The sequence below is a fragment of the Achromobacter colocynthidis genome, from assembly GCF_057334535.1.
In genome coordinates this window covers 299,250-323,202 of the sequence record NZ_JBHFIZ010000035.1, presented here as the reverse complement: position 1 = coordinate 323,202, position 23,953 = coordinate 299,250, and the positions used below count along the sequence as shown (strand labels likewise).

Sequence of the window (23,953 nt, the reverse complement as noted above, 5' to 3'; positions counted from 1 at the left end):
GCGGGGCTGGGAATAGTCGACGAGGGACAGCGAATCGGAGGTAAGGAGCGAGGAACCGGGAACGAGGAACAAGACTTGCTGACCTCGACCGGTCTGGAGGTGAAACCCGTGCGTACCCCTGCCCGACCCGCTTTCATGCTGCTTGGCGCCGCCACGCTGACGATTCTGGCCGCGTGTGGGGACGAGCGGGCGGCGCTCACGCCAAACCTGACGGCAGCCGCCCTGCCCGAGCGGGCCGACGCCGTCCGGGGCAGGCAATGGATATCCGATTACGGTTGCTTGGCCTGCCACGCCGTGCCTACGGTGCGAGGGCCGGCCTCGTCCGTCGGACCGCCCCTGGGCAACGTGGGGCGGCAAGCCTACCTGACCGGCCTGTTGCCCAACACCCCTGACAATCTTGTGCGTTGGCTGATGGACCCGCCCGCCATCAATCCGCGCACCGCCATGCCCAACGTAGGGTTGAGCCAAGCCGAGGCCGAGGACATCGCCGCCTTTCTGCTGTCGCTGCCCGAGTCGCCGGAGCCATCATGAGCCGTTGGAAACGTGTCGCCGCGTGGTTGGTCGCCGCCTTGGCCGCGTCCGGCGCGGCGCTGGGCGCGGCCGTCATTTACTTCGGTTTGTACGACGTCAGCGCCACCGGCCCGCACACGGTGCCGGTCCACGCACTGCTGGATGTGGCGCTGACGCGGTCGGTCAAGGTGCGCTCGGCCGACATCGATGTGCCCGACGACCTGGACAGCCCTACGCGCATCCAGCGTGGCGACGCCTTGTTTCGCGCGCATTGCGTGCAATGCCATGGCGCGCCCGGGCAGGCGCCGGAACCTTATGCGCTGGGCCTGAACCCCGCGCCCGCGTCCCTGGTGGGCAGCGCCCGGGAACGCCCCGCCGCCGAGATGTTCTGGATCACCCGCCACGGCGTCAAGATGACGGGCATGCCCGCCTGGCAGTACCGGCTGACAGACGAGCAGATCTGGGACGTGGTGGCTTTCATGCGGGTGCTGCCGACGTTGTCGCCCGAGGAATACCGCGACTTGGCGCAGCCGGCCGCCGCCGCTTCCGGCGCCGCTTCCGGCGCATCTTCCGGCGCATCTTCCGGCGCATCTTCCGCCGCATCTTCCGACGCCTCTTCCAGCTCACCATCCGCTCCGGCAGCCGCTCCAAGCGCCCCCACTCCGCCGCCCTCGCTCAGCGAGCCGCTGCGCGTGGGTGACGCCATGGCCGGACGCGACGCGCTACAGCAGTACCTGTGCGTGACCTGTCATGCCATTCCGGGCGTACCCGGCGCGCGCCACCATGTGGGGCCGTCGCTGGCGGGCATGGCGGATCGTTCGCGCATTGCGGGCGTACTGCCCAATACGCCCGACAACATGCGGCAATGGTTGATGGACCCGCAACGCATCAAGCCCGGTTCGGCCATGCCCGCCCTGGGGCTACGCGAACAAGACGCGCGCGACATCGCCGCATTCCTGCGGACGCTGTCGAACTTTGACTAGGCATTGGCGACCAAGCTCGCAATCGGCGTGGCCTGGGCCGGCAGCGCGTCCGGCCCCACTTGCAGCAGCTTGCGGTCGCGCAGTCGAAAGGCGGTCAACACGCCGCCCGTCACGCAGCCGGTGTCCAGGCAGGCAACGTCCCGGCGTACCAGCAGGCCAAGCGTGGCCCAATGCCCGAACATGATGGGCGTGTCCGCGCAGCGCCGTTCGGGCACGTCGAACCAGGGCAAGGTGCCTTGCGGCCAGTGACCGGGCGTGGCGCGGGCGCCCAACGCCATGGCGCCATCGCGGGTGCACAGCCGCATGCGGGTAAAGGCGCCCACGATAAAACGCAGCCGCTGCTCACCATGCAGCTTGGGGCTCCAGGCGCGCGGCGAGCCGCCCTGCAAGGCGTGCATCGTTTGGCGCCAGTCGTCGCCGCGCAGCGCGTGCTGAGCTTCTTCCGCCAGCGACATGGCCGTGGCCGCATCCCAATCAGGGTGGATGCCGGCGTGCGTCAGCACATGGCCCGCTTCGATATGCATCAAAGGCCGCGCGCGCAGCCAGTCCAGCAGTTCGTCCACATCGGGCGACGTAAATATATCGTTGAGTGTGTCGCGTCGACCGGGCCGCACACTGCCCGCAGCAATCTCCAGCGCCCGCAGGTCATGGTTACCCAGCACCACGGTTGCGCGTTCGCCCAGCCCCATGACGCGGCGCAGCGTCGCGGCGGATGCGGGGCCACGGTTGATCAGGTCGCCCACGAACCACAAACGGCATTCGGGTTCGTCCGCGATCTCGGGGCGGGCCAGCAGCGCGTCCAGGAAATCCACGCAACCATGCACGTCGCCAATCGCCCAGATTGACGGGGTGCCCGGTAATGGCTGCTGATCCATGGTGTCCCCGCTCCTTGCTTCCTAGGCGAAATCGCCCTCGCCCAGCATGATGGGGCCATCCGCGGGCACCCATTGCGCGCGGTGCGCGGCGTCTTGCAATGCCTCGGCTGCGCTTTCAAATGCGCGCAACAGTTCGGTAGCCGAGTCGTCCGACGCGCCGAAGCGCCGCCGCAACACATCGCCCGAAATCTCGAATTGGCGCGTGACGCCGGCGGTTTCCATCTGGAAGACGATGGCATCGCCTTGCGCGTGGGCATCGGTGGCTTTGGTGAACTTCATGGTGATTCCTCCTGTTGCTTAAGGGTTTGCGTCGGGCCTGTCGGCCAGACGCCGGGCGCGCGCCAAGGCCTGCACAATGGCCTGGTACGCGGCATCGCGGCTTTCATGGCTGGGGCTGCGCAACGCGAACGACGGATGAAACGTGGCCAGCACGCGGCTATCGCCCCGCTTGAGCACCTTGCCCATCGCCGCCTTCAATGTCTGTTTGGCGTCTTGCATGACGGCTCCCAGGGCAGTCGCGCCCAGTGCCACGATGACGCGCGGGCCAACGTCGTCCAACTCCTGGTCCAGCCAGTACGAACACGCGCGTATCTCTACCTGCGCCGGCGATTTGTGCATGCGCCGCTTGCCACGAAGCTGCCACTTGAAGTGCTTCACGGCGTTGGTCACATACACGTCGCGGCGGTCCACGCCCGCCTGGGCCAGCGCCTTGTCCAGCAGCGCCCCGGCCGGCCCCACGAAAGGCAGGCCGGCCAGATCTTCTTTGTCGCCGGGCTGTTCCCCCACCAGCATGATGGTGGCTCGCCGCCCGCCTTCGCCCCCCACCGCCTGCGTGGCGTTGCGCCACAAGCCGCAACGTCGGCAGTCGTCCAGGGAGGCCGGCCGCTGGTCCGGGTTGATGTCCCCGTCACGGCCGTCCGCGGGCTTGGAGGCGGCGCTCATGGTGCACCGGCTATTCCCGGCCGCCGCCGATGGCGGTGTTGCCGGGCTGCGGCGTGCTGGAGCCCTTACCCGCGACCCGAATCCGGTTGTCCACGTCCTGCACGCCCGCGCAGGCATCGGTGCAGTCTTCGATGCGGTGCTTGGTGTGGCGGTCGGGCGCGGTGCCTTCCAGCGTTACCCGGCCGTCGGCCACGCTGACCGATACGTCGCTGACGTCCAGACCACTGTGTGCCAGGTATTCGCAGACGTTTTCACGCACGCGCTCGTCGGACCGCGTATAGCCCTTGGGGTCTGTGCGCAACGACCTGCGGTCGCGCCACGCGGTAGGCCCACGGTTGTAGCCGCCGCGTTCCGCCGTTTCGAATGACATGCCGGTTTCGTCGCCCCAGCGTGGGCGGTCGCCGTAGTAGCCGCCTTCTTCATCGCCGTAGGACGTGGGGCCGGAATAGGACGGGTTGCGCGAGCCGTAGACTTGCTCGCGCTGGTAGGACGGGTCTTCATTGCGAAAGCCGCCATAGCTGCTTTGGCCAGGGTCGGCGCTGCGGCTGCGCACGTCACCCCGCGTTTCCCGCGTGCCGGGCGCGCGGCGGGAATCTTCGCCTTGCCGCATGCCTGATGCGCGACGGGTGCCTTCCCCTTGGTAGCCGAAGGACGGAGCGGGATCGTGCCAGGGTTCCTGACCGCCCATGCTGCGGGCCTGGCGCCGTTCAAAATCGGCATCGCGATAGGAGGAATTCTGATTGGGGTCGCGGTAGGGGTCACGATGGGATTCGCGATACGGGTCGCCCCCGTCGCGTCCACGTTGATGGGCCTGCCGATGCGGATCGCCCCGTCCGGCGTCGCCACCGGGGTCACGTTCAAAGTCGTCGTCGTAGCGGGGGGAGTACCTGGGGTCACGGTTCATTGCGAGTCTCCTGTGTAGAGCGGACCTGCCTCGCACGAACCGGTGATGGCCCGTGCGGGCGCCTGCCGGGTACGCAGCAAGTCGTGTGCCGCCGCCAAGGACCCCGGGTCATGGACCGAATGGATACACGCGCGCCAGGCAACGCCCGGCACTTCTTACAACGACGGTAATAAGTGCCGGGTCGCAACGGGTTGCGCCAGCCGTCGAATCGTAGGATGGGTGGAGCGCGGCAGAGCGCCAAAAAGAACAAAGCTGCGATCCGCGCGAAACCCATCAAGCGGCGCCCCAATTCTTCTGCAACCTAGCCACATAGCCACCGCTGCATGATGGGTTTCGCGCGATCGGCGTTGGAATCCTGGGCACGACCCTGCCGCGCTGCACCCATCCTACGATGCACGGTCGGCGCAATTCGTAGGATGGGTGCAGCGCGGCACAACACCAAAAAGAACAAAGCTGCGATCCGCGCGAAACCCATCAAGCAGCACCCCAATTCTTCTGCAACCTAGCCACATAGCAACCGCTGCATGATGGGTTTCGCGCGATCGGCGTTGGAGTCCTGGGCACGACCGTGCCGCGCTGCACCCATCCTACGATGCACGGTCGGCGCAATTCGTAGGATGGGTGCAGCGCGGCACAACACCAAAAAGAACAAAGTCGCCGCCCGCGCGAAACCCATCAAGCGGCGCCCCAATTCTTCTGCAACCTAGCCACATAACAACCGCTGCATGATGGGTTCCGCGCGATCGGCTTTGGAGTCCTGGGCACGACCCTGCCGCGCTGCACCCATCCTACCGGCGCAGGGTCACCACGCTGCCTTCCACACAGGCCACCAGGACGTGGCTATCTTCAACACTCACCGCGTAGCCGCCCGTAAATGCCGAAAACGCGGGCAAGACCGTAATGCCGGGGCGTAACCAGAACGCCGGCCAATCTCTCGGTACGCCCGGCAGCCGGGTTTTGGGGTGCACGTGTCCGGCGATGACGTGCCGGCCCTGCGGGTCCGGCTGCGGCAGATGGCGGAACACAAAGGGGCCGTCGACATAGGCTTCGCCCAGTTGCCGCATTCCCAACGCCGCCCCCTCCAGCGCGCGGTCGTGGTTGCCCGCCAGCACCGCGACATCCAGGGCGGCATGGGCCTGCCGCCATGCTTCCCAATCTTGACGCCAGCCCGCTTGCGACATGGGGCCATGCAGCACGTCACCCACCACCCATAGCTCGCGCGCACCGGTGTCGTGCACCAGTTGCGTGAGGCGGTCCAGGTCGGCCTGGGTGGCGCCGCGCGGCACGGCGATGCCTGCCTGGCGGAACACATGGCTCTTGCCCAGGTGCAGGTCGGCGATGACCAGCCGTGCGCGCGCCGGCCAATACAAGGCACGCTGGCCGAGCAGCAGTACGGCTTCACCCGCCAGGCGGATCGTCAGGGTGTCGTCATGCGCGCTGTCAGCTTCGCGGTGAGACCCGCTGCTAGATCCACTGCCAGACCCACCGCCGGAACCAGCGCCAGAAACATCCTCACCCAATTCCGGCATAGCGCTTCTCCAGTTGCGCGGCGGCGCGCTTGACTCGTGCTTGCCAGCTTTCCGTGCTGAGTTGGCCGCGCAGGCTTTCGGTCCATAGCGGGAACGACAGGGGTGTCAGCGCCCGGGGTTGGCACAGGTCCAGCGTGCGCGATTCGCAATCTTGCAAGGCCGCCAGCAGGCGCGGCGCTTCCAATTGCTGTTCGAACACTTCACGCTCGGCTTGCGCCAGCAGCAGGTGGTCGGGGTCGTAGCGGCGCAGCACGTCATACAGCAGACCGCTGGACGCCTGTACCTGGCGCAGCGAACGGGCCGCCCTGCCCGGCAACGACGGCGTCAGCAAACCCGCCACGCGCGCAATTTCCCGGAACTGCCTGCGGGCAAGCTCGCCCAGGTTGACGCCGTCGCGCAGGTCAGCGGCCATGTTCTCGGGGCTGATCAGTTGGCGCAGCAGCGTGTCGTCCAGCTCAGCGGGTTCAGCCAACGTCAACATCAAGCCGTAATCATTGACCGTATAGGAAAAGGTATTGGCTTGAAGCCGGCCCCAGCGCAGCGCAATCATGGCGGCCATGCCTTCGTGGACGGCGCGACCCGCGAACGGAAACAGGAACACGTGCATGCCCCGCCGCGTGGCGATGCGTTCGGCCAGCAGCCGGCCGGGAGCCGGCAGCGCGCTGGCTTCACGTTGAATGCGCAGCAAGGGTTCGACCGCGCGCATTTCCGGGTGGCTGCCGGGTTCCGCGTACAGGCTTTGCACTTCGCGCGCCAACTGCGTGGACAGCGGCATCCGCCCGCCCTGCCAGGTGGCCACCGGCCCATCCCCCCCCTTGGCCCGCCGCACATAGGCCGTCATGCCTTCCAGGCGCACCAGTTCCAAGGTGCGTCCGGCAAACTGGAAACGGTCGCCTGGCCGCAGCCGCGCCAAGAACCCTTCTTCGACCGAGCCCAGCCCGCCGCCGCGCAAGTACTTCACCGACACCGCGCCGTCCGCCGTGATAGTGCCGATGGATAAGCGATGCCGCAGCGCGATGCGGCGGTCGTGCACGCGGTAGCAGCCGTCTTCGTCTTTTTCAACGCGGCGGAATTCCGGATAGTTGGACAAGGCGCGGCCGCCCTGCACAATGAAATCCAGCACGGCCTGCCAGGTGGCCGCGTCCAGCTCGGCATAGGCATGGGTGCCACGCACCTCGTCAAACAGCGCGTCGGCCTTGAACCCCCCACCCAGCGCCAGCGTCACCGCATGCTGCGCCAGCACGTCCAGGCTGCCGCGCGGCGGGGGCCGCGATTCGATTTCGCCGCGCGCGATGGCCTGTCGCGCGGCGGCGTACTCGATCAGTTCCAGCGCCTGCGCGGGCACGCACAGCGCATGGCCGGATTCGCCCGGACGGTGCTTGGCCCGCCCTGCCCGCTGCAACAGCCGCGCCACACCCTTGGGGCTGCCCACCTGTAACACCTGGTCCACCGCCGGAAAGTCCACGCCCAGATCAAGGCTGGACGTAGCCACCACGCAGCGAATACTGCCGTCGCGCAGGCCTTGTTCGGCACGGTTGCGCAGCGCCGGGTCCAGCGAACCATGGTGCAGCGCCAGCGTGGCCGGGTCTTCCGGCCAGATCGATTCCAGCGCGCGGTGCCAAAGCTCGGCCTGCGCGCGGGTGTTCGTGAACAGCAGGCTGGCCCGCACGTCGAACAGCCGCTTGTACACGCGCGGCAATTGAGACAAGCCCAGATGCCCGGCCCAGGGCAGCGCGCCGTTGCGCTCGGGCAGCAAGGTCGACAGCGTGACCTTGCGCGGCCGCGCGCCCGCCACCAGTGCGCTTTGCGGCCGATGCGGCAGCAACACGTCGCGGGCTTCGTCCAGATTGCCCAAGGTGGCCGACAGGCCCCAGGTGCGCAAGGCGGGCGACAAACGGCGCAGACGGGCCAGGCACAGTTGCAGCAGCACGCCCCGCTTATTGCCCAGCAGTTCATGCCATTCATCCACCACCACCGCCCGCAACGCCCGAAAGCGCGACGACGCATCCGCGTAAGACAACAGCAGCGCCAGCGATTCCGGCGTAATGACCAGCACGTCGGCCTTGCCCTGACGGGCCAGTCGTTTGTCGCGCGCGCTGGCGTCGCCCGTGCGCAGGGCCACGGTCCAGCCCAGGCCCAGCTCGCTAGCCGTCTGGGCCAAGGCGCGGGCGGTGTCGGTGGCCAGGGCGCGCAGCGGCGTCACCCAGAGCACCCGGGGGCCTGCACCGGTTGTGGGCCGTGCCTCATCCGGGTTGGACAAAGCTTCCAATACCGGCCCACCAAAGGCCGCCAGCGTCTTGCCGCTGCCGGTTGGCGTGTGCAGCAAGCCGGATTCGCCCGCCAGATACCGCTGCCAGGTCTCGCGCTGAAACGCCGCCGCCCGCCAGCCGCGCGCCTTGAACCAGGCCGCCAGGGGCGCGTCCCAGCCGCGCGGGGGCGGTGTCATCGCGCCAGCGCCTTCAGCGTATCCAAGTGGTCGGCCTCGGCGGCGGGCTTGTCGCGCCGCCATCTGAGGATGCGCGGAAAGCGCACGGCCACGCCGGACTTGTGGCGCTTGGACAGGTTGACGCCTTCAAAGCCCAGCTCGAACACCTGCACCGGCTCCACCGAGCGCACGGGGCCGAAGCGTTCGCGCGTGTGGGCGCGCAGCCAGCGGTCGAGTTCCAGGATTTCCTTGTCGTCCAGCCCGGAATACGCCTTGGCGATGGGCACCAGCGCATCCCCTTGCCACAGGCCGAAGGTGTAGTCGGTGTAGAGCGTGCTGCGGCGGCCATGGCCGGACTGCGCATACAGCAGCACGGCGTCGATGGTCAGTGGGTCGATCTTCCATTTCCACCAATCGCCGCGCCGCCGTCCACTTTGGTAGCCGGCGGCGGCGCGCTTGAGCATGAAGCCTTCCACGTCGCGCTCGCGCGATTCCAGGCGCAATTCGGCGGCGGCTTCCCAACTGCCCGGCGCCACCGTGGGCGACAGCGACAGGCGCGGGTCGGGATGGCGTTGCAGCAGCGCTTCCAACATGGCACGGCGCTCGGCCTGGGGCCGGTCGCGCAGGTCGGCGCCGTTTTCCTCCAGCAGGTCGTAGGCCAGCATGCGCACAGGCGCTTCGGCCAGCCACTTGGGGCCGGGCTTGAGCCGCTGGATGCGGGTTTGCAAGGCGGAAAACGGCATCGGTCCAGTGGCGTCTTCCTGCCAAGCGAGCAGTTCGCCGTCCAGCACGCAGTCCACTTGCAGCGCGTGGGCGGCGGCTTCGACTTCCGGAAAGCGGCCGTCCAGCCGTTCTTCGCCGCGCGACCACAGCGCCACTTCGCCATGGCGGCGGATCAGTTGGGCGCGGATGCCGTCCCATTTCCATTCGATCAGCCAATCATCGATGGGCCCGAGCTTGGCCGGCTCGCCTTCCAGCGGCGAGGCCAGAAAGAACGGGTATGGCTGCTGGCGGTCGCCGGGCAAGGCTTCGGTGCTGAGCAGGTCGCGCAGAAAGGCGGGGCTGGGCGTCCACGTACCCAGCATGCGTTGCGCGATGCGGGCAATGGGCACGCCCGACATTTCGGCCAGCGCCTGCTGCACCATGCGCTGCGACACGCCCACCCGCAGCGCGCCGGTCAACATCTTGTTGAACACCAGGCGCTGGTCGAACGGCAGGCTGCGCCAAGCCGGCACGATGATGTCCCGGCGCTCGGTTTCGTCGCGGTTGGCGGCGGGCAGCAGCACTTCTTCGATCCAATCGGCCAAGCCGCGCTCGGGGCTTGGCAGTTCGGGGCTTGCCCGCCCGGAATCGGAGTCGGTTTCGGGATCCGGCATCAGCAACGCCAAGGTCTCGGCCAGGTCGCCCACCTGGTCATAGCTGGCGTCCAGCAGCCAGGGCGGCGTGCCGGAGGCGACGGCGGCCCAGGCGCGCAGTTCGGCCACGCCCGCGATCTTGCGACGCGCGCTGCTGATCTTGCCGCCCGCCAGCAAATACAGCGCCCAGACCGCGTCGCGCGGCGGCGCATCGCGAAAGTACGCCACCAATGCCGCCCGCTTGTCCAAGGTGGCGGTACTCCGGTCCAGTTCCTGATATAGCGCCGCGAATCGCTTCATGCTGGGCTTGGCCTCCGGGTCAATCGTCTTCGCCGTATTGGGTGGCCAGCGTTTCGGCCGCCGTGCCGGCGTCGTTCAGCGTGCGGACCAGCGCGTCCGTATCGCCATGCGTGGCGATGACGCGGCGCGCGCCCGTTTCGTGGATGGTGCGCAGCAGGTCCGGCCAATCGGCGTGGTCCGACACCACAAAGCCCCGGTCCATGTTGCGACGCCTGCGGTTGCCCCGCAAACGCATCCAGCCCGACGCAAAGCCGTGCTGCGCGCGGCGGAACCGCCGAAGCCATGTGCTGCCCGCGGCTGACGGCGGCGCCAGGATCAGCTCGCCGGCAAAGCCCGATCCAGACGCGGCGGGTGCGCCGCCATCAGCATCGATGACCAGGCGCGTGTCCGCCATGTGAATACCGGCCTGCCGGTACACGTCCACACCGGCCGCGATGGCGCCGTGCAAATAGACGGGCCGGTCGATCCAGGGCGCCAGTTCCGCCAGCACGCGCTGCGCCTTGCCCAGCGCGTAGCAGTACAGAATGGCGGCCTCGCCGCGGGCGGCGCACAGGTCGCGCCATTGGACGATGTCGCGCGCCACCTCGGCCGTGTCGGGCCAGCGGTAAATGGGCAAGCCAAAGGTGGCTTCGGTGATGAAGGTGTCGCAAGGCACCACTTCAAAGGGGCTGCACGTGGGGTCCGGTTGGCGTTTGTAGTCGCCCGACACCACCCAGACCTGCCCGTCGGCTTCGATGCGAACTTGCGCCGACCCCAGCACGTGGCCGGCCGGGTGCAAGGAGACGCGGGCGTTGCCCAGCGTGAAGACGTCTCCATAACCGTGCACGCGGTAGTCCTGCTCGCCCAGGCGCCACTGCAAGATGGGCAGCCCTTCGGCGCTGGTGTGATAGCAGCCCATGCCCACGCGGGCATGATCGCCATGGCCGTGGGTGAGCACGGCGGTGGCCACCGGCCGCCAGGGGTCGATGTAGAACTGGCCGGCCGGGCAATACAAGCCTTCAGGCCGCCATTGCACGACGTCGGGCATCGAAAGCTCCTCGGGCATGAGTTGTGCTGATAGGCGTGGTGTGTGGCACTTTCACGATACTTCAAGAGGTCTTATGCGAACCAAGCACATTCTGACGATCCTGGCATTGGTGGTGGCGGTGGCGGTGTTGATGTCGATGGCGCCGTGGTGATGATCCACGGCCGGCCCCGTCATTAGCCGGCCGGCTCATTAGCCAGGTTCCAGCCGCCGCGCAGGGCGGTGGCAAAGCCGCCTTCCACCCTGGAATGCGGGCGCGCGCTGGTAGTCACGCGCGGCAGGCTGGACCACGCAATCCGCGCCCCACCCCGCTCCAGCTTGTCCACCAGCGCCTGGTCTTCGCTGCACGGCAACGCTTCAAAACCGCCAATGCGGCAATACGCGCCCGCTTCGATACCCAGATTGGCGCCGTGCACATGCCGATGTCCGTCCCGATCCTGGTATTGCCCGGTAAACGTCCGGCGCGCCTGCGCGGCGCGGACGCCGTGCTCGCGCCAGCCCGCCACGCCGACCGTGCCGCACACGACTTCCGCATTCAAGGACAACTGATCCACCAGCCAGCGCGGCGATACGCGCGTGTCGGCGTCGGTGAACGCCAGCCAGCGCGCGCCGGCTTGCAGCAGATCATGGGCGCCTTGCGCGCGGGCCACCCCGACATTGCGCGCGCCGATCGCCAGGCTATGCACGGGCCACGCCCCGATCAACTGCGCCGTGCGATCCACGCAATGATCCAGCACCACCACCACGCGCACAGCCTCGGCGCGCAGTTTCGGGTGCCGCGCCGCCCGCAGCACGGAGCGCAGGCAGGCGGTAATGTGGCGTTCTTCGTTGTGGGCCGGAATACAGACGCCGATCATGGCTCACCTTTCCTGTTGTCGGTGCCACCCGTCCAGCGCAAAAGCGCTTTCCTGGTGCTTGAAAATCGGTACGAGCCCGCGCAGCGAACCTAGCGCATCGTGCAAGGCATCGGTGGCTTGCAGGCGGTCATCAAAGTCAGGCCGGAAATGGCAGGCCACCAGTTCGCCATCGTTGGCCAGGCAGCGGTCCACGCCTTGCAGGAACAGCGTCAACGCGGTGTCGTCCAGGTAATACCCCAGCTCCGACACGATGATCAGGTCAAACCCGCCATGCGGCACGGGCGGCCATTCGCGCGGCAGGTCCAGCGTCAGTGTGTCGACGTGTTCGATGCCTTGTTCCGCCAGCCGCGCGCGGCAGCGGCTGAGCGCGGTGCCGGCGAAATCCACCGCGCACACGCGCTGGCAGCGAGCGGCCAGCGGCAAGCTCAGGTCACCGTTGCCGCAGCCCGGCTCGAAGGCATGGCGGTAATGTTCCCGCCCCAGCGCCGCCAACAGCAGTGCGCGCTTGCGCCGTTCGTACCAGGCGGTGCCCACGCGCCAGGGGTCGGCGTGCCGGCGGTACAGCGTTTCGAAGTGGTCCACGCCTACAACTGCCACGGCGGTTCCTCCTGATTGCGGACCAGCCGCCCCAGCGCCGCCTGATCGCGTTCCGCGTGGCTTTGCCGGATGAAAACGGGCAGATCGGCCATCACCTGCGCGAAACCGGCGTCGCGGCACAGCGGCCCGGCGCCCAGCGCCCGCCCTGCCCGTGTCATCACCTCGCTGGCGGCAGCCTCGACAGCCAACCGCGCGCGGGCGCAAGCCAGCGTGCAGGCGTCCGCCGGGTTCGCGTCAATGAGGGCGGCGGTGTCGCGCAACACGGCGCGCGCCTGCGCCATGGCCACGTCGACGGCGCCCAGATGGGCCAGCCGATGCGGGTTTTCCGTCGGTGCGCTTGGTGCGCTTGGTGAGTTTGGTGCGGTTGGCGTCCCTGCCGGCGTCGCCGCCCGCAGCGTCGACGCAATGCGCGTCAACCCGCCGTACCAGCACGCCGCCACACCCGCGCCGCCATGCTGAAAACCCGGCCGGTTCACGTAGGCACCCGGCGCGCCGACCTGCCGGCACACCGCGTCATCGAACACCACGTTGACGCTGGCCGACCCGCGCATGCCGACCGCGTGCCAACCTTCGCTTGTAACCGTAACCCCGGGCTGATCCAGGGCCACCGCCACCAGACAGGGTTCGCCCGCGGGGTCCCAAGCGCTGACCAGCGCATGGCTGATCGTGGCGGCGCCGGAACACCATGCCTTCACGCCGCGCAAACGGGCGCTGCCGTCGGGCTGCGGGACAAGCGCCACGCGGTAATCGGGAGGCTCGGCGCACCACACGCCCCAGCGGCTGCCCGCAGGCGCGTCAGGCGTCAGGCCGAGTTCCGCAAATATCGCCAAGGCATCCGTGTGCCCTTCATACAGTTTGACCAGGCTGAGGTCCACGGCGGCCACGCGGGCCAACGCCTGCCAGCGGGCCAGCGTGGCGCCGGAACCCGGCAGCGGCAGGTGGTCACAGCCGGCATCCACCAGGTGGCGCAAGGCCATGCCGGCATCGGGCGGCGCGGCCAGATCACTCCAATAGCCCAATTCGCTCAACACGCGGCGAATGGCGGCCAACGGCGCGCTGGGCAACAGAATCGCGGGGCGGTTGCTCATGACTTGCCACGCTTGAAATCCAGCGCATCCATGGCCGGCCCCACCGCTTGCGGCGCATAGCCGTCCCAGGGCGTGTTGCCCGCGTCCAGACGCTCATGGATATTGCTGATGGTCCAGTGCGCGCCGCTGGATAGTTTGTCGAGTTCGTCCCACGCCACCGGCACCGACACGCCCATGCCGGGCCGCGCCCGCGCCGACCACGCCGACACCGTGGTTGCGCCAAAGCCATTGCGCAGATAGTCGGCAAAGATCTTGCCCACGCGATTCTTGGGGCCGCTTTTAGCCACGAAAATCTGCGGCAAGGTGCGGGCCAGATGCACCACGACGGTCTGCGCAAAGGACTTGATAGTGTCCCAATCGTATTGACGGCGCAGCGGCACGACCACATGCAAGCCCTTGCCACCACTGGTTTTCAGCCAGGATTCCAGGCCCAGTTCATCCAGCATGGTGTGCACCAGGCGGGCAGCCTGCTGCATCGTTGCCCACTTGACGCCTTCGCCGGGATCCAGGTCGAACAGCACGCGGTCGGGCTTGGCGATGGCCGTTTTCACGGCATTCCAGGTATGGAATTCCACCACGTTCATCTGCACGGCAGACATGATGGCTTCGGCCGTGGGCACTTCCAGCAGAGGAGGATGATCCGGGTCCAAGCGCGTGGGCAAGGACTTCACGCCCGGCATGGCGGCTTCCAGGTGCTTCTGGAAGAAAAGCTGCCCGTCTATGCCCGACGGCGCGCGCAGGAAGGACACGGGGCGGCCCTTCAGGTGTTCCAGCATCAAGGGTGCAACCAAGCCGTAGTAGCGCGCCAGGTCCAGCTTGGTCAGCTTGGTGGACGGGTCGATGACGCGCTCGGGGTGCGTCAGCCGCGCAGGTTTGGCGCGCGCGGGGGCCGCGGCCTGGGGCGCGGGGGTGGGCTCGGCCCGGGACTTGGCCCGGGGCCTGGCAGTGCTGGCGGCCTGCGCCCTAGACGCCGCCGCCGGCTTCTCTCGTGTGATCTGGCTGGGCGGCTTGTCTTGGCGCAAGCCACGAAACACCGAATGGCGGATGTGTCCGCCGCTGGTCCATTCGCCGAACGACACCTCGGCCACCAGTTCCGGCTTGACCCAATGCACCCCTTTCGCCTGCCCGCCGCTGACGGGTTTCTTGTCGGTTTCGAGGGCGGACAGCGTCTTGTGCAGCGCAATCAGCCCCTGGCGGTCAAAGCCGGTGCCGACCTTGCCCGCATAGCGCAAGGCGCCGTCGTCTTCATGCACGGCAAGCAGCAAGGCGCCCAGGCCTTCGCGCGCACCTTGCGGGGCGGTATAGCCCACGATCACGAATTCCTGCCGCTTGGCGCACTTGATCTTCAGCCAGCTATCGCTGCGCCGCGACACATACGGCGCCGACTGTCGCTTGGCCATGATGCCTTCCAGGCCCATCTTGCAGGCCGACGCCACCAGGTTCGACGGCGTTTCCTTGAACGCTTCGCTAAAACGCAGAAAGTCGTCGTCGGCGGTGTCCATCAATTGCGCCAGCAGTTCGCGGCGCAAGGTCAGCGGCTCTTCGCGCAGGTCGCGGCAGCCGATGAACGGCAGGTCAAAGGCGTAGAACACAATGTCGCCGGTGCGGTCGTTGTCAAAAGCGTTTTGCAGCGCCTGGAAGTTGGGCACGCCCTGCTCGTTCAGCACGACGACTTCGCCATCCACCCATGCCCATTTGGCGGGCAGCTTGGCAAAAGCCTGGACGATATGCGGCAGCTTGGCGCTCCAGTCGTGGCCGTTGCGGGTGTACAGCTTGACCTCGTCGCCCTCGATGCGCACCAGCAGGCGGTAGCCGTCGAACTTCAGTTCGTACAGCCAGTCGTCCGCGTGCGGCGGCAGGCCGTCGACCAGCGTGGCGAGCTGGGGCTTGAATGCGGTGGGCAGATCGGCGGGCCGGCCGGGCAACGGGTCTGCGGTGGACGTGGCGCTGGGCTTGGTATCGGGCTTAGCGGCGGGCGCCGTAGCGGACTTCGTACCGGCCTTGGCCTTCGTGGTCTTGCCGACCGCCTTTGCATCGCGCAGCGGCACCACGCTGTCCGGCATTTCGTCCACCACGCTGAATTCGCGTTCGGGGCGTGCATAGGCGTCGCGGTCCTTGATCAACAGCCACGGCGGCTGCTTGTCGCCTTCCTTGCCCTTCATGCGCACCAGCGCCCACCGGCCCTGCATCTTCTTGCCTTGCAGGTCGAACTTCAGATGGCCCTCGCGATAGCCTTTGCGCGCATCGGCCACGGGCGTCCAGACCCCTTCGTCCCAGATGATGACTTTGCCCGCCCCGTATTGGCCTGCGGGAATCTGGCCTTCGAACTGGTTGTAGGCAATGGGGTGGTCTTCCACCTGTACGGCCATGCGCTTGACCGAGGGGTCGAAACTAGGCCCCTTGGGCACCGCCCAACTTTTCATGGCGCCGTCCAGCTCCAGGCGAAAGTCGTAGTGCAGCCGGCTGGCCCAATGCTTCTGGATGACGAAAGCGCGCGCGGATTCGTTTGCCTGCCCGCCCTCGGCGGGTTCGGTGGTCACCTTGAAATTGCGCTTTTGCCGGTAGGTTTTAAGACTGTCGGCCATGTCACGCCGCCTTGCGCGAAGAGGAGGAGGTTTTCGTGGTCTTCGTCGTCTTCTTGGTGCTCTTCGCGGACTTCTTCGCGGCCGCGTTGGTGGCCGCGTTGGTGGCCGTCTTTGTGGCCGTCTTTGTGGCCGTCCGCTTCTTCGCGGCGGCCGGCTGTTGCTTGGCCGTCTTGCCCCCCTTTAGGCTACGTTGCAGCAATTCCGTCAGGTCGATCACGTTGTCGGCGTATTCGGGCGCTTCTTCCTGCGGTTCGACCACGGTTTCCGTCTTGCCGGCCTTCACCTTGCGAGCCACCAGGTCCATCACGGCAGCCTTGAATTCGTCCTTGAACTCCTCGGGGTCCCACTTGCCGGACATGTCGTCGACCAGCATCTTGGCCATCTTCAATTCGCTGGCGCTGGGCGCCATGCCCTTGGCGCCGACTTTGGGCAGATCCAGCCCTTCCAGCGACTTGACGTCATCGCCCCAGCGCATCAGGTTCAGCACCAGCACATCGCCCGACGGAATCAAGGCGGCCAGATGCTGCTTGGTCTGGATCACCACTTTGGCGATGCCGATCTTGCCAGTCTTGGCCAAGGTGTCGCGCAACAAGGCGTACACCTTTTGGCCCTTGTTGATGGGCGCCACGTAGTAAGGCCGTTCAAGGTAGACAAAAGAGACATCGCCGGCCTCCACAAACTGTTGTATCTCTATGGTTTGCGTGGTGCGGGGATAGGCGTCGGCGATCTCTTCCGGGGAAATGATCACGTACTGGCCGTCTTCATATTCCACGCCTTTGACGATGTTGTCTTTGTCGATTTCCTTGCCCGTGCGCTTGTTGATGCGCTTGTATCCAACCGGGTCCATCGAGCGTTTGTCCAGCCAGTCGAAGTCCACCCCGGAGTCCGTGGTGGCCGTATGCAGGCCGACCGGTATATGGACGAGGCCAAACGAAATCGCCCCCTTCCAGATGGTTCTTGTTGCCATGATCCGCTCCTCTCAGTCGGTGCTGAGTTCAGCAAATTGTGTTCCCGCTGGAATGGGGCGTCGTCAAAGAATGCGAATTCATAGTTAAGAAAGCACTTTAACTATTTTGCTTTAACGACGGCCGATTAGATATATATATCAAGTAGTTATCGATTATTTAGAAAGTAATTTCTACCTTCAATATCCGCACTGCCGAACACCCATCTTGATGTGCAAAGGGAAAACCCGAAGAAACTTTTTCAATTGAGAGTCGGTCGCAATTCGTTCAGTTGCATGTCAGGCGGGCCCGCTCGTGGCCTATCTCCCCTTTCCGAGAGTACCGATGATGCCGTCACGCACGCGCGCCGCCGCGCCACCGACCCGTTTTCCTCAAACCTCGGAAGAGACCGCGCCAGCCGGCCTGTCAGTCATGGACGCCACCGTGGTGCTGGTCGGCGTGGTGATCGGCATCGGCATCTTCGGCTTTCCCCCCCTGGTTGCCCAACACGCCGCGTCCGAGGCCATGTATATCGCGCTGTGGTGCGCGGGCGGCTTCGTCATGTTGGTGGGCGCGCTGTGCTACGCGGAATTGGGCTCGGCCTACCCCGGCGCGGGGGGCGAATACCTGTACCTGACCCGTGCGTGGGGCCCGCGCGTGGGCTTGTTGTTTGCCTGGGCACGCTGCACGGTGATCCAGACCGGCGCCATTGCGGTGGTGGCGTACATCTATGGTGACTACGCGCAACGCCTGATGCCGCTGGGCACCTACGGGCCAGCCGTGCATGCGGCGATTTCAGTGGTGGCATTGACGGCGCTGAACGTGGTGGGCACGCGCCATTCCAAGCGGCTGCAATGGGTCTTCACGATCTTGACGCTGCTGGCCCTGGGGGCGGTGCTGGTGGCCAGCCTGTCGGGCACGGGCGGCAACGGGCTGGCTCCGGTGGCTCCCACCCCGCTTACCGGCAACCCGGCCGGGCTGATGGGCATGGGCATGGTGTTCGTGCTGCTGACCTACGGCGGGTGGAACGAAGCCGCGTACCTCAGCGGCGAACTGCGCGAGCCCGGACGCAACATGAGCCGGGTACTGCTGATCGGCACGGCGGTGGTGACCGGCGCCTATCTGCTGACGAACCTGGCCTTGCTGGAACTATTTGGCCTGCAAGGCTTGCGCGACACCCCCGCGTTGGGCGCCGACGTCATGCAATTGGCGGCCGGCCCCTATGCGGCGGCATTGCTCAGCCTGACCGTCTGCGCCACGGCGCTAAGCACCATCAACGGCACCATCATTACCGGCGCCCGCGTCTACTACGCGCTGGGGCGCGACGTGCCCAAGCTGCGCGCCCTGTCGGGCTGGAGCGCACGCAATGAAACACCGGTGGCCGCCTTGCTGGCCCAGGGGCTCATCACACTGGCGCTGGTGGGGTTGGGCGCGTTCAGCCAGAACAGCGTGCAGACGCTGGTGGCCTACACCGCGCCGGTTTTCTGGATTTTCATGCTGCTGGTGGCGGCGTCCGTCTGGCGCTTGCGCCAGTTGGATCCCGACCGCCCCAGGCCGTTTCGCGTGCCGTTCTACCCCCTGCCGCCGCTGTTCCTCGGCCTGACCTGCGCGGGCCTGGTCTATTCCAGCGCCGTCTATGCGGGGGCCGGCGCGTTGATCGGGCTGGCGGTGCTGGCGGCCGGCGTGCCGATGCTGCGATTGCTGAAACCCGCCCGATTGCCCGACTGACTTTTATTGTTCGACCCACAAGGAGCCATCATGCAAGCCTCGACTCAGCCTCTAGACTCCCGCCGCGTGAAAAGTGGCGGCCTGCCACGGGCCCGATTCATCGCTGTCGCCACCGCCATGGCGCTATCGCTGGCATTCACCGCCGTCGCCATGGCGCAGCCCGCGGCAAAGCCCGCTGGGTCGGCAGCCCCAAGCGCCGCCAAGGACGACTACAAGCCAGACGTCGGCCAGGCCGGCAAGGACGTGATCTGGGTACCCACGCCGCAAACGCTGGTGGACAAGATGCTGGACATGGCCAAGGTGACCCCGCAGGACCGGCTGATGGACCTGGGCTCGGGCGATGGCCGCACCGTGATCACCGCCGCGCAACGCGGGCTGACGGCGCAAGGCATTGAATACAACCCGGACCTGGTGGAGCTGTCGCGCCGCAACGCCCAGAGCGCGGGCGTGGCCGACCGCGCCACCTTCGTGGCGGCGGACTTGTTCAAGACGGACCTGTCCAAGGCGGACGTGATCACCATGTTCCTCTTGTCCACCATCAACGAAAAGCTGCGCCCCACCCTGTTGCAGTTGAAGCCCGGCACGCGGGTGGTGTCCAACACGTTCCGCATGGGTGACTGGGAACCGGATGCGTCCGAAACCGTCACCAAGGACTGCTCCACCTATTGCACCGCGCTGCTGTGGATCGTGCCCGCCAAGGTGGAAGGCAAATGGGAAGTGGACGGCCAGACGCTGCAACTCACACAGCAGTATCAGATGCTGTCCGGCAAGTTCGGGTCGGCCGACATCACGGATGCGCGCATGAACGGCACCGCCATCGCGTTCACCGCCAACGGCGTGCGCTACATGGGCGAAGTCAATGGCAAGACCATGAGCGGCACCGCCGACGGCAAGGGCAAGTGGACAGGGAAGCGGGTGTAGCGATCGGCGGGGTGTCTGCCGGAGTCAATGCTGGGAATAGCGCCCGGGTCGTTCAGGTTTGACCGGGCCGCTTCTCATGCAATAGCATGCGTTGCATGAGAAGAGACAGCAAACTTTCCGGCGTGCTTCACGTTCTGCTTCATATGGCCGAAGCACCCGGCCCCATGACGTCCGAAGACCTGGGCCGGGTCATGCAGACCAACCCGGTCGTCATCCGCCGCATCATGGCGGGCTTGCGCGACCAGCAATTGGTCAGCTCTGAAAAAGGCCATGGCGGCGGCTGGACCCTCTCTTGCGATTTCAACGCCGTGACCCTGCGCGACATCTACGAAGCGCTGGGTTCACCGGAAATTTTCGCCATGGGCAACCGAAGCGAATCGCCCGGTTGCCTGGTAGAGGCCGCCGTGAACAAGGCGCTGGATGGCGCTTTTGAAGACGCCGAAGCCTTGTTGATGGCGCGTTTTGGCGGCGTGACCCTGGCGGCGTTGAGCAAGGATTTCCACGAAGCCATGGTCAAACAGGGACGCCGGATTGATCTGGGCGCGGTGCACGAGCATTGACTCAAGCTGCCCGCCGCCACGCCGCCAACGTCGATTCCACCAAGGCGATCTCGTCCTGCCCCATGCCGGCAGCCGCGTAATACCGCTGGCGCCGCGCCACGACACTGCGCACCGCATCCACGATCGAGCGCGCGGCCGCCTCTGACCGCAACCCAAAACGCCGGTATTCCGACAGGCAATTCTCAAATGTGCTGTCGCGCCCGGCCGTGCCGATATGCAGGTAATGGCGGGCGGAGCCTTCCTGCGTCACCACGTCGAACAGCGGCGCCAGCCGATAGGTATGGGCGCCCTCGTCCTTCAGGAATCCCACGTTCTTCAGGTGGTCGTCGGTGTTATGGACGGCCACGTTCAGGATCATGCGCGCGTAAAGCTCTTTCAGGTCCTGCACCGGGTTCGACGAAATGCGGCGCGTGACGTCGGCCAGGCGCGCATAGGAATACGTGGCCTTGCCCTGAGGACCGTCCAGGTCGCGTTTGCCGATCTGTACCGAGGGGCTGATCAACGATGCGCCGCTTAGAAAATGGCGACGCGCCACCACCGGCGCCGCGCCTTCGGGCACCGGCAGCAGCTCGCGGTCAAAGCGGTGGGTCAGCAGCACCGCGCCCAAATGGGTTTCGGTCAGCCGGATATCGGGCACGGTCAGCCCGATGGCGCGCGCCATCCGCAGGTTGGCGAATTCAACCCGCTGCCGGTCATAGGAATCGCCCTTGCGGGGAAACTTGGCAATCCACATTTCGCCCTGCTCGTCGCGCACGATGGTCTTGGGGCGCGCGCCGCCGATATCCCACGAACTGCCCAGGATGTCGCGATACAGCCCTTTGGGCTTCACGCCCTGGTCGATGTCGGTCAACAGGTCAGCCAAGGATTCCAGTTGGCTGACTTCGGGCAGCCGATAGGTCTTGCGCATGTTCGGCGTCAGCAGGCGCGCGCTGAAAAACAGCGCGCCCACGCCCATGCCCCGACCGCGCAGCAGCACTTCGTCTTCCGTGACGCGCGCGCCCGCCTTGTCCACCCGCATGACGTTGCGCCCCCAGGCGTCGGGCGCCGCGTCAAAGATAGCGCCCAGCGTTTCGTAGCGGCTTTCGGTGCGAAACGTGGTGGTGGCGTCGATCAGCGGCAGGTTCAGCGGGTCCAGCGCGAAGGCGCGTGGGTCGCGCACATAGGACTGCACGTAGGTGAATTCGGCGAAGAAGCGGGTTTCGTCGGAATCATCCAGCGTCAGCACGCCGGCCAAGACCGCTTCGCCGCGGATGTCCACGTAGACGAACAGTTCGCTTTCAACGGATTTGTGCTTGCGAGCGCGCGCCATGCCGACCCTGGCCTAGAGCTTGGAAGGGTCAGCGCGGTGCGCATGCAAGGCGGCGCTGCTGCCTCGGCTGGGCCGGCGCAAGGCATCCAGCCGCTTGCCCACGCCGTCTTGTTCGGGGTCGCCCAGCGCAAACACCTGGTCGGCATAGCCGTATTGCAGCAAGGCCTCGATCGCCAAGGCCAGCGATACGCCGCCGTCGCCTCGCTCCAGCCGCGCGATGGTGGCGCGCGAAACACCCATGCGGCTGGCCAGCACGCTTTCGGATTCGGCGCGGCGCAAGCGTGCCGTGCGTAGATTGGCGCCCAGCCGGACCAGCGCTTCGGCGGCGTCAAAACTGGGCTCTATCTTCTTTTTCATGCCGCAATAATAGATCCGACAACGTGGAAATGCACGATTAATAGATCATGGTGTTTTTTATCTGTGACTCATTAATAGTTCATTAATTAAATCTATGATCTATTAATAATTCAAAAACGCCATTCCACAAATAGCGCTCAAACCACCACCGCCTGATCCAGCCGCAACCCGCCCCGCGCGGTATCCAGCGTGACCTGCGCGCCCAGCGGCAGCGTCAAATTCGGGTCGCCGTGGCCGCTGGGCCAGCCCGCCAATATCGGAATGCCGCGCGCTCGGAACTGATCGAGTATCAGCGGATACAGCAGGCCTTGCGCCTCGGCGTCGTCCATCTGGCCGCGCAGGCGGGTGAAGTTGCCCACCAGCAAGCCGCGCACGCTGTCGAACTTGCCGGCAGCCGCCAGTTGGCCCAACAGGCGGTCCACGCGGGGAATGGCTTCGTTCACATCTTCAATGAACAGGATGGCGTCGCGCGTGTCGATGTCGTTGCGCGTGCCGGTCAAGGCGGCGATCAGCGCCAGGTTGCCACCCACCAGCCGGCCGCTGGCCACGCCCGACACCAATTCAGTGGCCAGGGCGTCTAGCGGGGGCGCAATCCAGGAGCCCGCCCCCATCTGGCCGCTGACCATCGCCAGCACGCTGGATTCAGTGGGTTCGCGCTTGCCGGCCAACAGGTCTTGCGCCAGCATCGGCCCGTGAAAGGTCACAAACCCCACATGCCGCTGCATGGCCAGGTGCAGGGCCGTAATGTCGCTATACCCGATGAAGGGTTTGGGGTGCCGGCGCAATAGCCCGACATCCAGTTGATCCAGCAAGCGCCACGATCCGAAGCCGCCTTGCAGGCACCACACCGCACCCACCTCGGGGTCGGCGAAGGCGGCGTGCAGATCGGCCAGCCGATCGGCGTCGCTGCCGGCCAGGTAGTCATAGGGGGGGCTCATGCGGGTGCGGCTGGCGGGCATGACCTGGGCGACGTAGCCCCGGGCTTCCAACCATTCCGCCGCCTCGTCGCTGGCGTTAAGCGCAGCCGAGGCCGGCGCCACAATCGCGATTCTTGCGCCGGGCCGTAGAGCGGGTACCGGCGTGGCCCCGATGCCGTGGGGGGGCGGGGGCGGCGTGGGTTTTTGGGAACGGCCGGAAGCCGTGCCAGATGGCGTGGCAGAGCGGCCGCCCGGTGCGCGGCTGGCGCAACCGCCCAGCACCAACGCGGACAGGCACAGCGCCCCGCCCTGTTTCAGGAAGCTTCTGCGATGGGTCGGGACAGGCAAGGCGAGTTTGGCAGGCTGGGGGGGCATGGTTCGGCGTTGGATGCTTAGAACCGCTCGTAGTCCAGCCGGTAACGCCATTGGCCCACGGCCAGGCCCGCCATGGGCAGCCGCCCGATGCGGATGCGGCGCAAGGCCTGGAGCTGCAAGCCCGCGGTGTCGCACACGTATTCAATGAAACCCAGCGGCGGCGTCTTCAGGGCAAACCGAAGATGGGTTTCGTTCTGCCAACTGACCTTCATGGGGGTGGCGGCGCGACCCTCAAAGGACATGCCGCGTTGCAGGCGCGCCAAATCGCCGTCGCTGAGTTTGCCCGTGACCTGCGCCACGTACTCTTGCTCAACCAGCTTGCCCTCTTCCATCAGCTTGCGCGAAATGGCGAACTCTTGCGTATACACGACCAGGCCGCTGGCGGCACGCTCAAGCGGGGTGACGAGTTTCAGGCCGTTGAACATGCGCTTCAGATAGCGCCGACCGGACCGGTCGCCGGGCATCAGGTTCTTGGGAATGATCAAGTCCAGCGCCGATCCCGGTTCGTTGTCGGCATAGGTGCCTTCGGGCTTGTGCACCAGCACCGTCACGGGCTTGATGTCTTCCAGCTTGGCGCCGGGCAGCAGCGCAACGGTCTGGCCGGGGGCGACCCGGGCGCCGGGTTCTTCCACGGTCTTGCCGTCCACGGCGACCCAACCGCCTTCTATATAGCGTTCGGCATCGCCGCGCGAGCAAGAGAGATCCGCGGCCAGTCGTTTGGCAAGGCGTGCGCTGTCGCTCATTGGGCCTCCGCCTGCACGACGGGCGTTGCCGGGACAAATTGGAATTCGGGCGCGCTGTTTGCCAGCGCAAGCGGGTGCATCGTCATGGGTAGTGTTGGGGTGCTGCAAAAAAAGGCGGGCTGTGC

22 protein-coding genes are annotated in these 23,953 nt (G+C 66.3%); 5 read left to right on the top strand and 17 right to left on the bottom strand.

All coding sequences use genetic code 11. The features are described 5' to 3' along the window. The first annotated feature begins 75 nt into the window (after positions 1-75). Together ACE04A_RS17260 and ACE04A_RS17255 are read left to right on the top strand one after the other, a co-directional pair. On the top strand, positions 76-531 hold the full coding sequence (locus ACE04A_RS17260) for a c-type cytochrome (protein ID WP_438858140.1): 456 nt from the start codon (positions 76-78) through the stop codon (positions 529-531). Next, positions 528-1,493: a c-type cytochrome gene (locus tag ACE04A_RS17255; RefSeq protein WP_448718845.1), complete on the top strand. Its 966-nt coding sequence runs from the start codon at positions 528-530 to the stop codon at positions 1,491-1,493. Before ACE04A_RS17260 ends, ACE04A_RS17255 begins: the two co-directional genes overlap by 4 nt. Here ACE04A_RS17255 and ACE04A_RS17250 read toward each other — a convergent pair. The 13 genes from ACE04A_RS17250 to ku all read right to left on the bottom strand — a co-directional run bounded on the left by ACE04A_RS17250 (position 1,490) and on the right by ku (position 16,941). Further along, entirely contained in the window at positions 1,490-2,368 is an 879-nt protein-coding gene (locus tag ACE04A_RS17250; RefSeq protein ID WP_485820336.1) for a symmetrical bis(5'-nucleosyl)-tetraphosphatase, read from the bottom strand. The genes ACE04A_RS17255 and ACE04A_RS17250 overlap by 4 nt on opposite strands. A gap of 21 nt (positions 2,369-2,389) precedes the next feature. Continuing rightward, the gene (locus ACE04A_RS17245) at positions 2,390-2,647 is read right to left on the bottom strand and encodes a DUF1488 family protein (RefSeq protein WP_100855754.1); all 258 of its coding nucleotides are present in this window, start codon (positions 2,645-2,647) and stop codon (positions 2,390-2,392) included. A gap of 18 nt (positions 2,648-2,665) precedes the next feature. Beyond that, entirely contained in the window at positions 2,666-3,310 is a 645-nt protein-coding gene (locus ACE04A_RS17240) for a UdgX family uracil-DNA binding protein (protein WP_448718842.1), read from the bottom strand. A 10-nt stretch (positions 3,311-3,320) separates the two neighbouring features. Next, the gene (locus ACE04A_RS17235; protein WP_485820335.1) at positions 3,321-4,214 is read right to left on the bottom strand and encodes a BON domain-containing protein; all 894 of its coding nucleotides are present in this window, start codon (positions 4,212-4,214) and stop codon (positions 3,321-3,323) included. Between the two features lie 788 nt (positions 4,215-5,002). Further along, positions 5,003-5,743, bottom strand: a complete 741-nt coding sequence (gene pdeM / locus ACE04A_RS17230; protein WP_448718840.1) for a ligase-associated DNA damage response endonuclease PdeM — start codon at positions 5,741-5,743, stop codon at positions 5,003-5,005. Next, positions 5,727-8,189, bottom strand: a complete 2,463-nt coding sequence (locus ACE04A_RS17225) for a ligase-associated DNA damage response DEXH box helicase (protein WP_448718839.1) — start codon at positions 8,187-8,189, stop codon at positions 5,727-5,729. Before ACE04A_RS17225 ends, pdeM begins: the two co-directional genes overlap by 17 nt. Further along, positions 8,186-9,823: an ATP-dependent DNA ligase gene (locus tag ACE04A_RS17220; RefSeq protein WP_448718838.1), complete on the bottom strand. Its 1,638-nt coding sequence runs from the start codon at positions 9,821-9,823 to the stop codon at positions 8,186-8,188. Before ACE04A_RS17220 ends, ACE04A_RS17225 begins: the two co-directional genes overlap by 4 nt. A 19-nt stretch (positions 9,824-9,842) precedes the next feature. Next, positions 9,843-10,850, bottom strand: a complete 1,008-nt coding sequence (locus tag ACE04A_RS17215; protein ID WP_448718837.1) for a ligase-associated DNA damage response exonuclease — start codon at positions 10,848-10,850, stop codon at positions 9,843-9,845. A gap of 173 nt (positions 10,851-11,023) precedes the next feature. Then, entirely contained in the window at positions 11,024-11,704 is a 681-nt protein-coding gene (locus tag ACE04A_RS17210; protein ID WP_259247467.1) for a glycosyltransferase family 2 protein, read from the bottom strand. Positions 11,705-11,707: 3 nt separating this feature from the next. Next, on the bottom strand, positions 11,708-12,301 hold the full coding sequence (locus tag ACE04A_RS17205; RefSeq protein WP_448718836.1) for a class I SAM-dependent methyltransferase: 594 nt from the start codon (positions 12,299-12,301) through the stop codon (positions 11,708-11,710). After that, the gene (locus ACE04A_RS17200; RefSeq protein WP_448718835.1) at positions 12,289-13,389 is read right to left on the bottom strand and encodes an acyl-CoA dehydrogenase family protein; all 1,101 of its coding nucleotides are present in this window, start codon (positions 13,387-13,389) and stop codon (positions 12,289-12,291) included. The genes ACE04A_RS17205 and ACE04A_RS17200 overlap by 13 nt, the downstream gene beginning before the upstream one ends. Next, complete coding sequence (ligD, locus tag ACE04A_RS17195) at positions 13,386-15,974, bottom strand: DNA ligase D (RefSeq protein ID WP_448718834.1); 2,589 nt, start codon at positions 15,972-15,974, stop codon at positions 13,386-13,388. Before ligD ends, ACE04A_RS17200 begins: the two co-directional genes overlap by 4 nt. A gap of 1 nt (position 15,975) precedes the next feature. After that, positions 15,976-16,941: a non-homologous end joining protein Ku gene (gene ku / locus ACE04A_RS17190; protein WP_448718833.1), complete on the bottom strand. Its 966-nt coding sequence runs from the start codon at positions 16,939-16,941 to the stop codon at positions 15,976-15,978. A gap of 409 nt (positions 16,942-17,350) precedes the next feature. Between ku and ACE04A_RS17185 the strand changes: the two genes are divergently transcribed. The 3 genes from ACE04A_RS17185 to ACE04A_RS17175 all read left to right on the top strand — a co-directional run bounded on the left by ACE04A_RS17185 (position 17,351) and on the right by ACE04A_RS17175 (position 20,127). Continuing rightward, positions 17,351-18,646 (top strand): APC family permease, encoded by a 1,296-nt coding sequence (locus ACE04A_RS17185; RefSeq protein ID WP_448719077.1) that lies wholly within the window; start codon positions 17,351-17,353, stop codon positions 18,644-18,646. 30 nt (positions 18,647-18,676) lie between these two features. Then, entirely contained in the window at positions 18,677-19,567 is an 891-nt protein-coding gene (locus ACE04A_RS17180; protein ID WP_448718832.1) for an SAM-dependent methyltransferase, read from the top strand. Between the two features lie 95 nt (positions 19,568-19,662). After that, complete coding sequence (locus ACE04A_RS17175; protein ID WP_279996239.1) at positions 19,663-20,127, top strand: Rrf2 family transcriptional regulator; 465 nt, start codon at positions 19,663-19,665, stop codon at positions 20,125-20,127. A 1-nt stretch (position 20,128) separates the two neighbouring features. Here the strand turns inward: ACE04A_RS17175 and ACE04A_RS17170 are convergent, their stop codons facing one another. The 4 genes from ACE04A_RS17170 to ACE04A_RS17155 form a co-directional block, all read right to left on the bottom strand. After that, positions 20,129-21,436 carry a type II toxin-antitoxin system HipA family toxin gene (locus ACE04A_RS17170; RefSeq protein ID WP_448718831.1) on the bottom strand — a complete coding sequence of 436 codons (1,308 nt, stop codon included), beginning with the start codon at positions 21,434-21,436 and terminating at the stop codon, positions 20,129-20,131. 12 nt (positions 21,437-21,448) lie between these two features. Next, the gene (locus tag ACE04A_RS17165; RefSeq protein WP_259247475.1) at positions 21,449-21,793 is read right to left on the bottom strand and encodes a helix-turn-helix transcriptional regulator; all 345 of its coding nucleotides are present in this window, start codon (positions 21,791-21,793) and stop codon (positions 21,449-21,451) included. 137 nt (positions 21,794-21,930) lie between these two features. Then, positions 21,931-23,085, bottom strand: a complete 1,155-nt coding sequence (locus ACE04A_RS17160) for a S66 peptidase family protein (protein ID WP_485820334.1) — start codon at positions 23,083-23,085, stop codon at positions 21,931-21,933. Between the two features lie 17 nt (positions 23,086-23,102). Continuing rightward, positions 23,103-23,828 (bottom strand): RNA pseudouridine synthase, encoded by a 726-nt coding sequence (locus ACE04A_RS17155; RefSeq protein ID WP_279996236.1) that lies wholly within the window; start codon positions 23,826-23,828, stop codon positions 23,103-23,105. Positions 23,829-23,953: the final 125 nt, after the last annotated feature.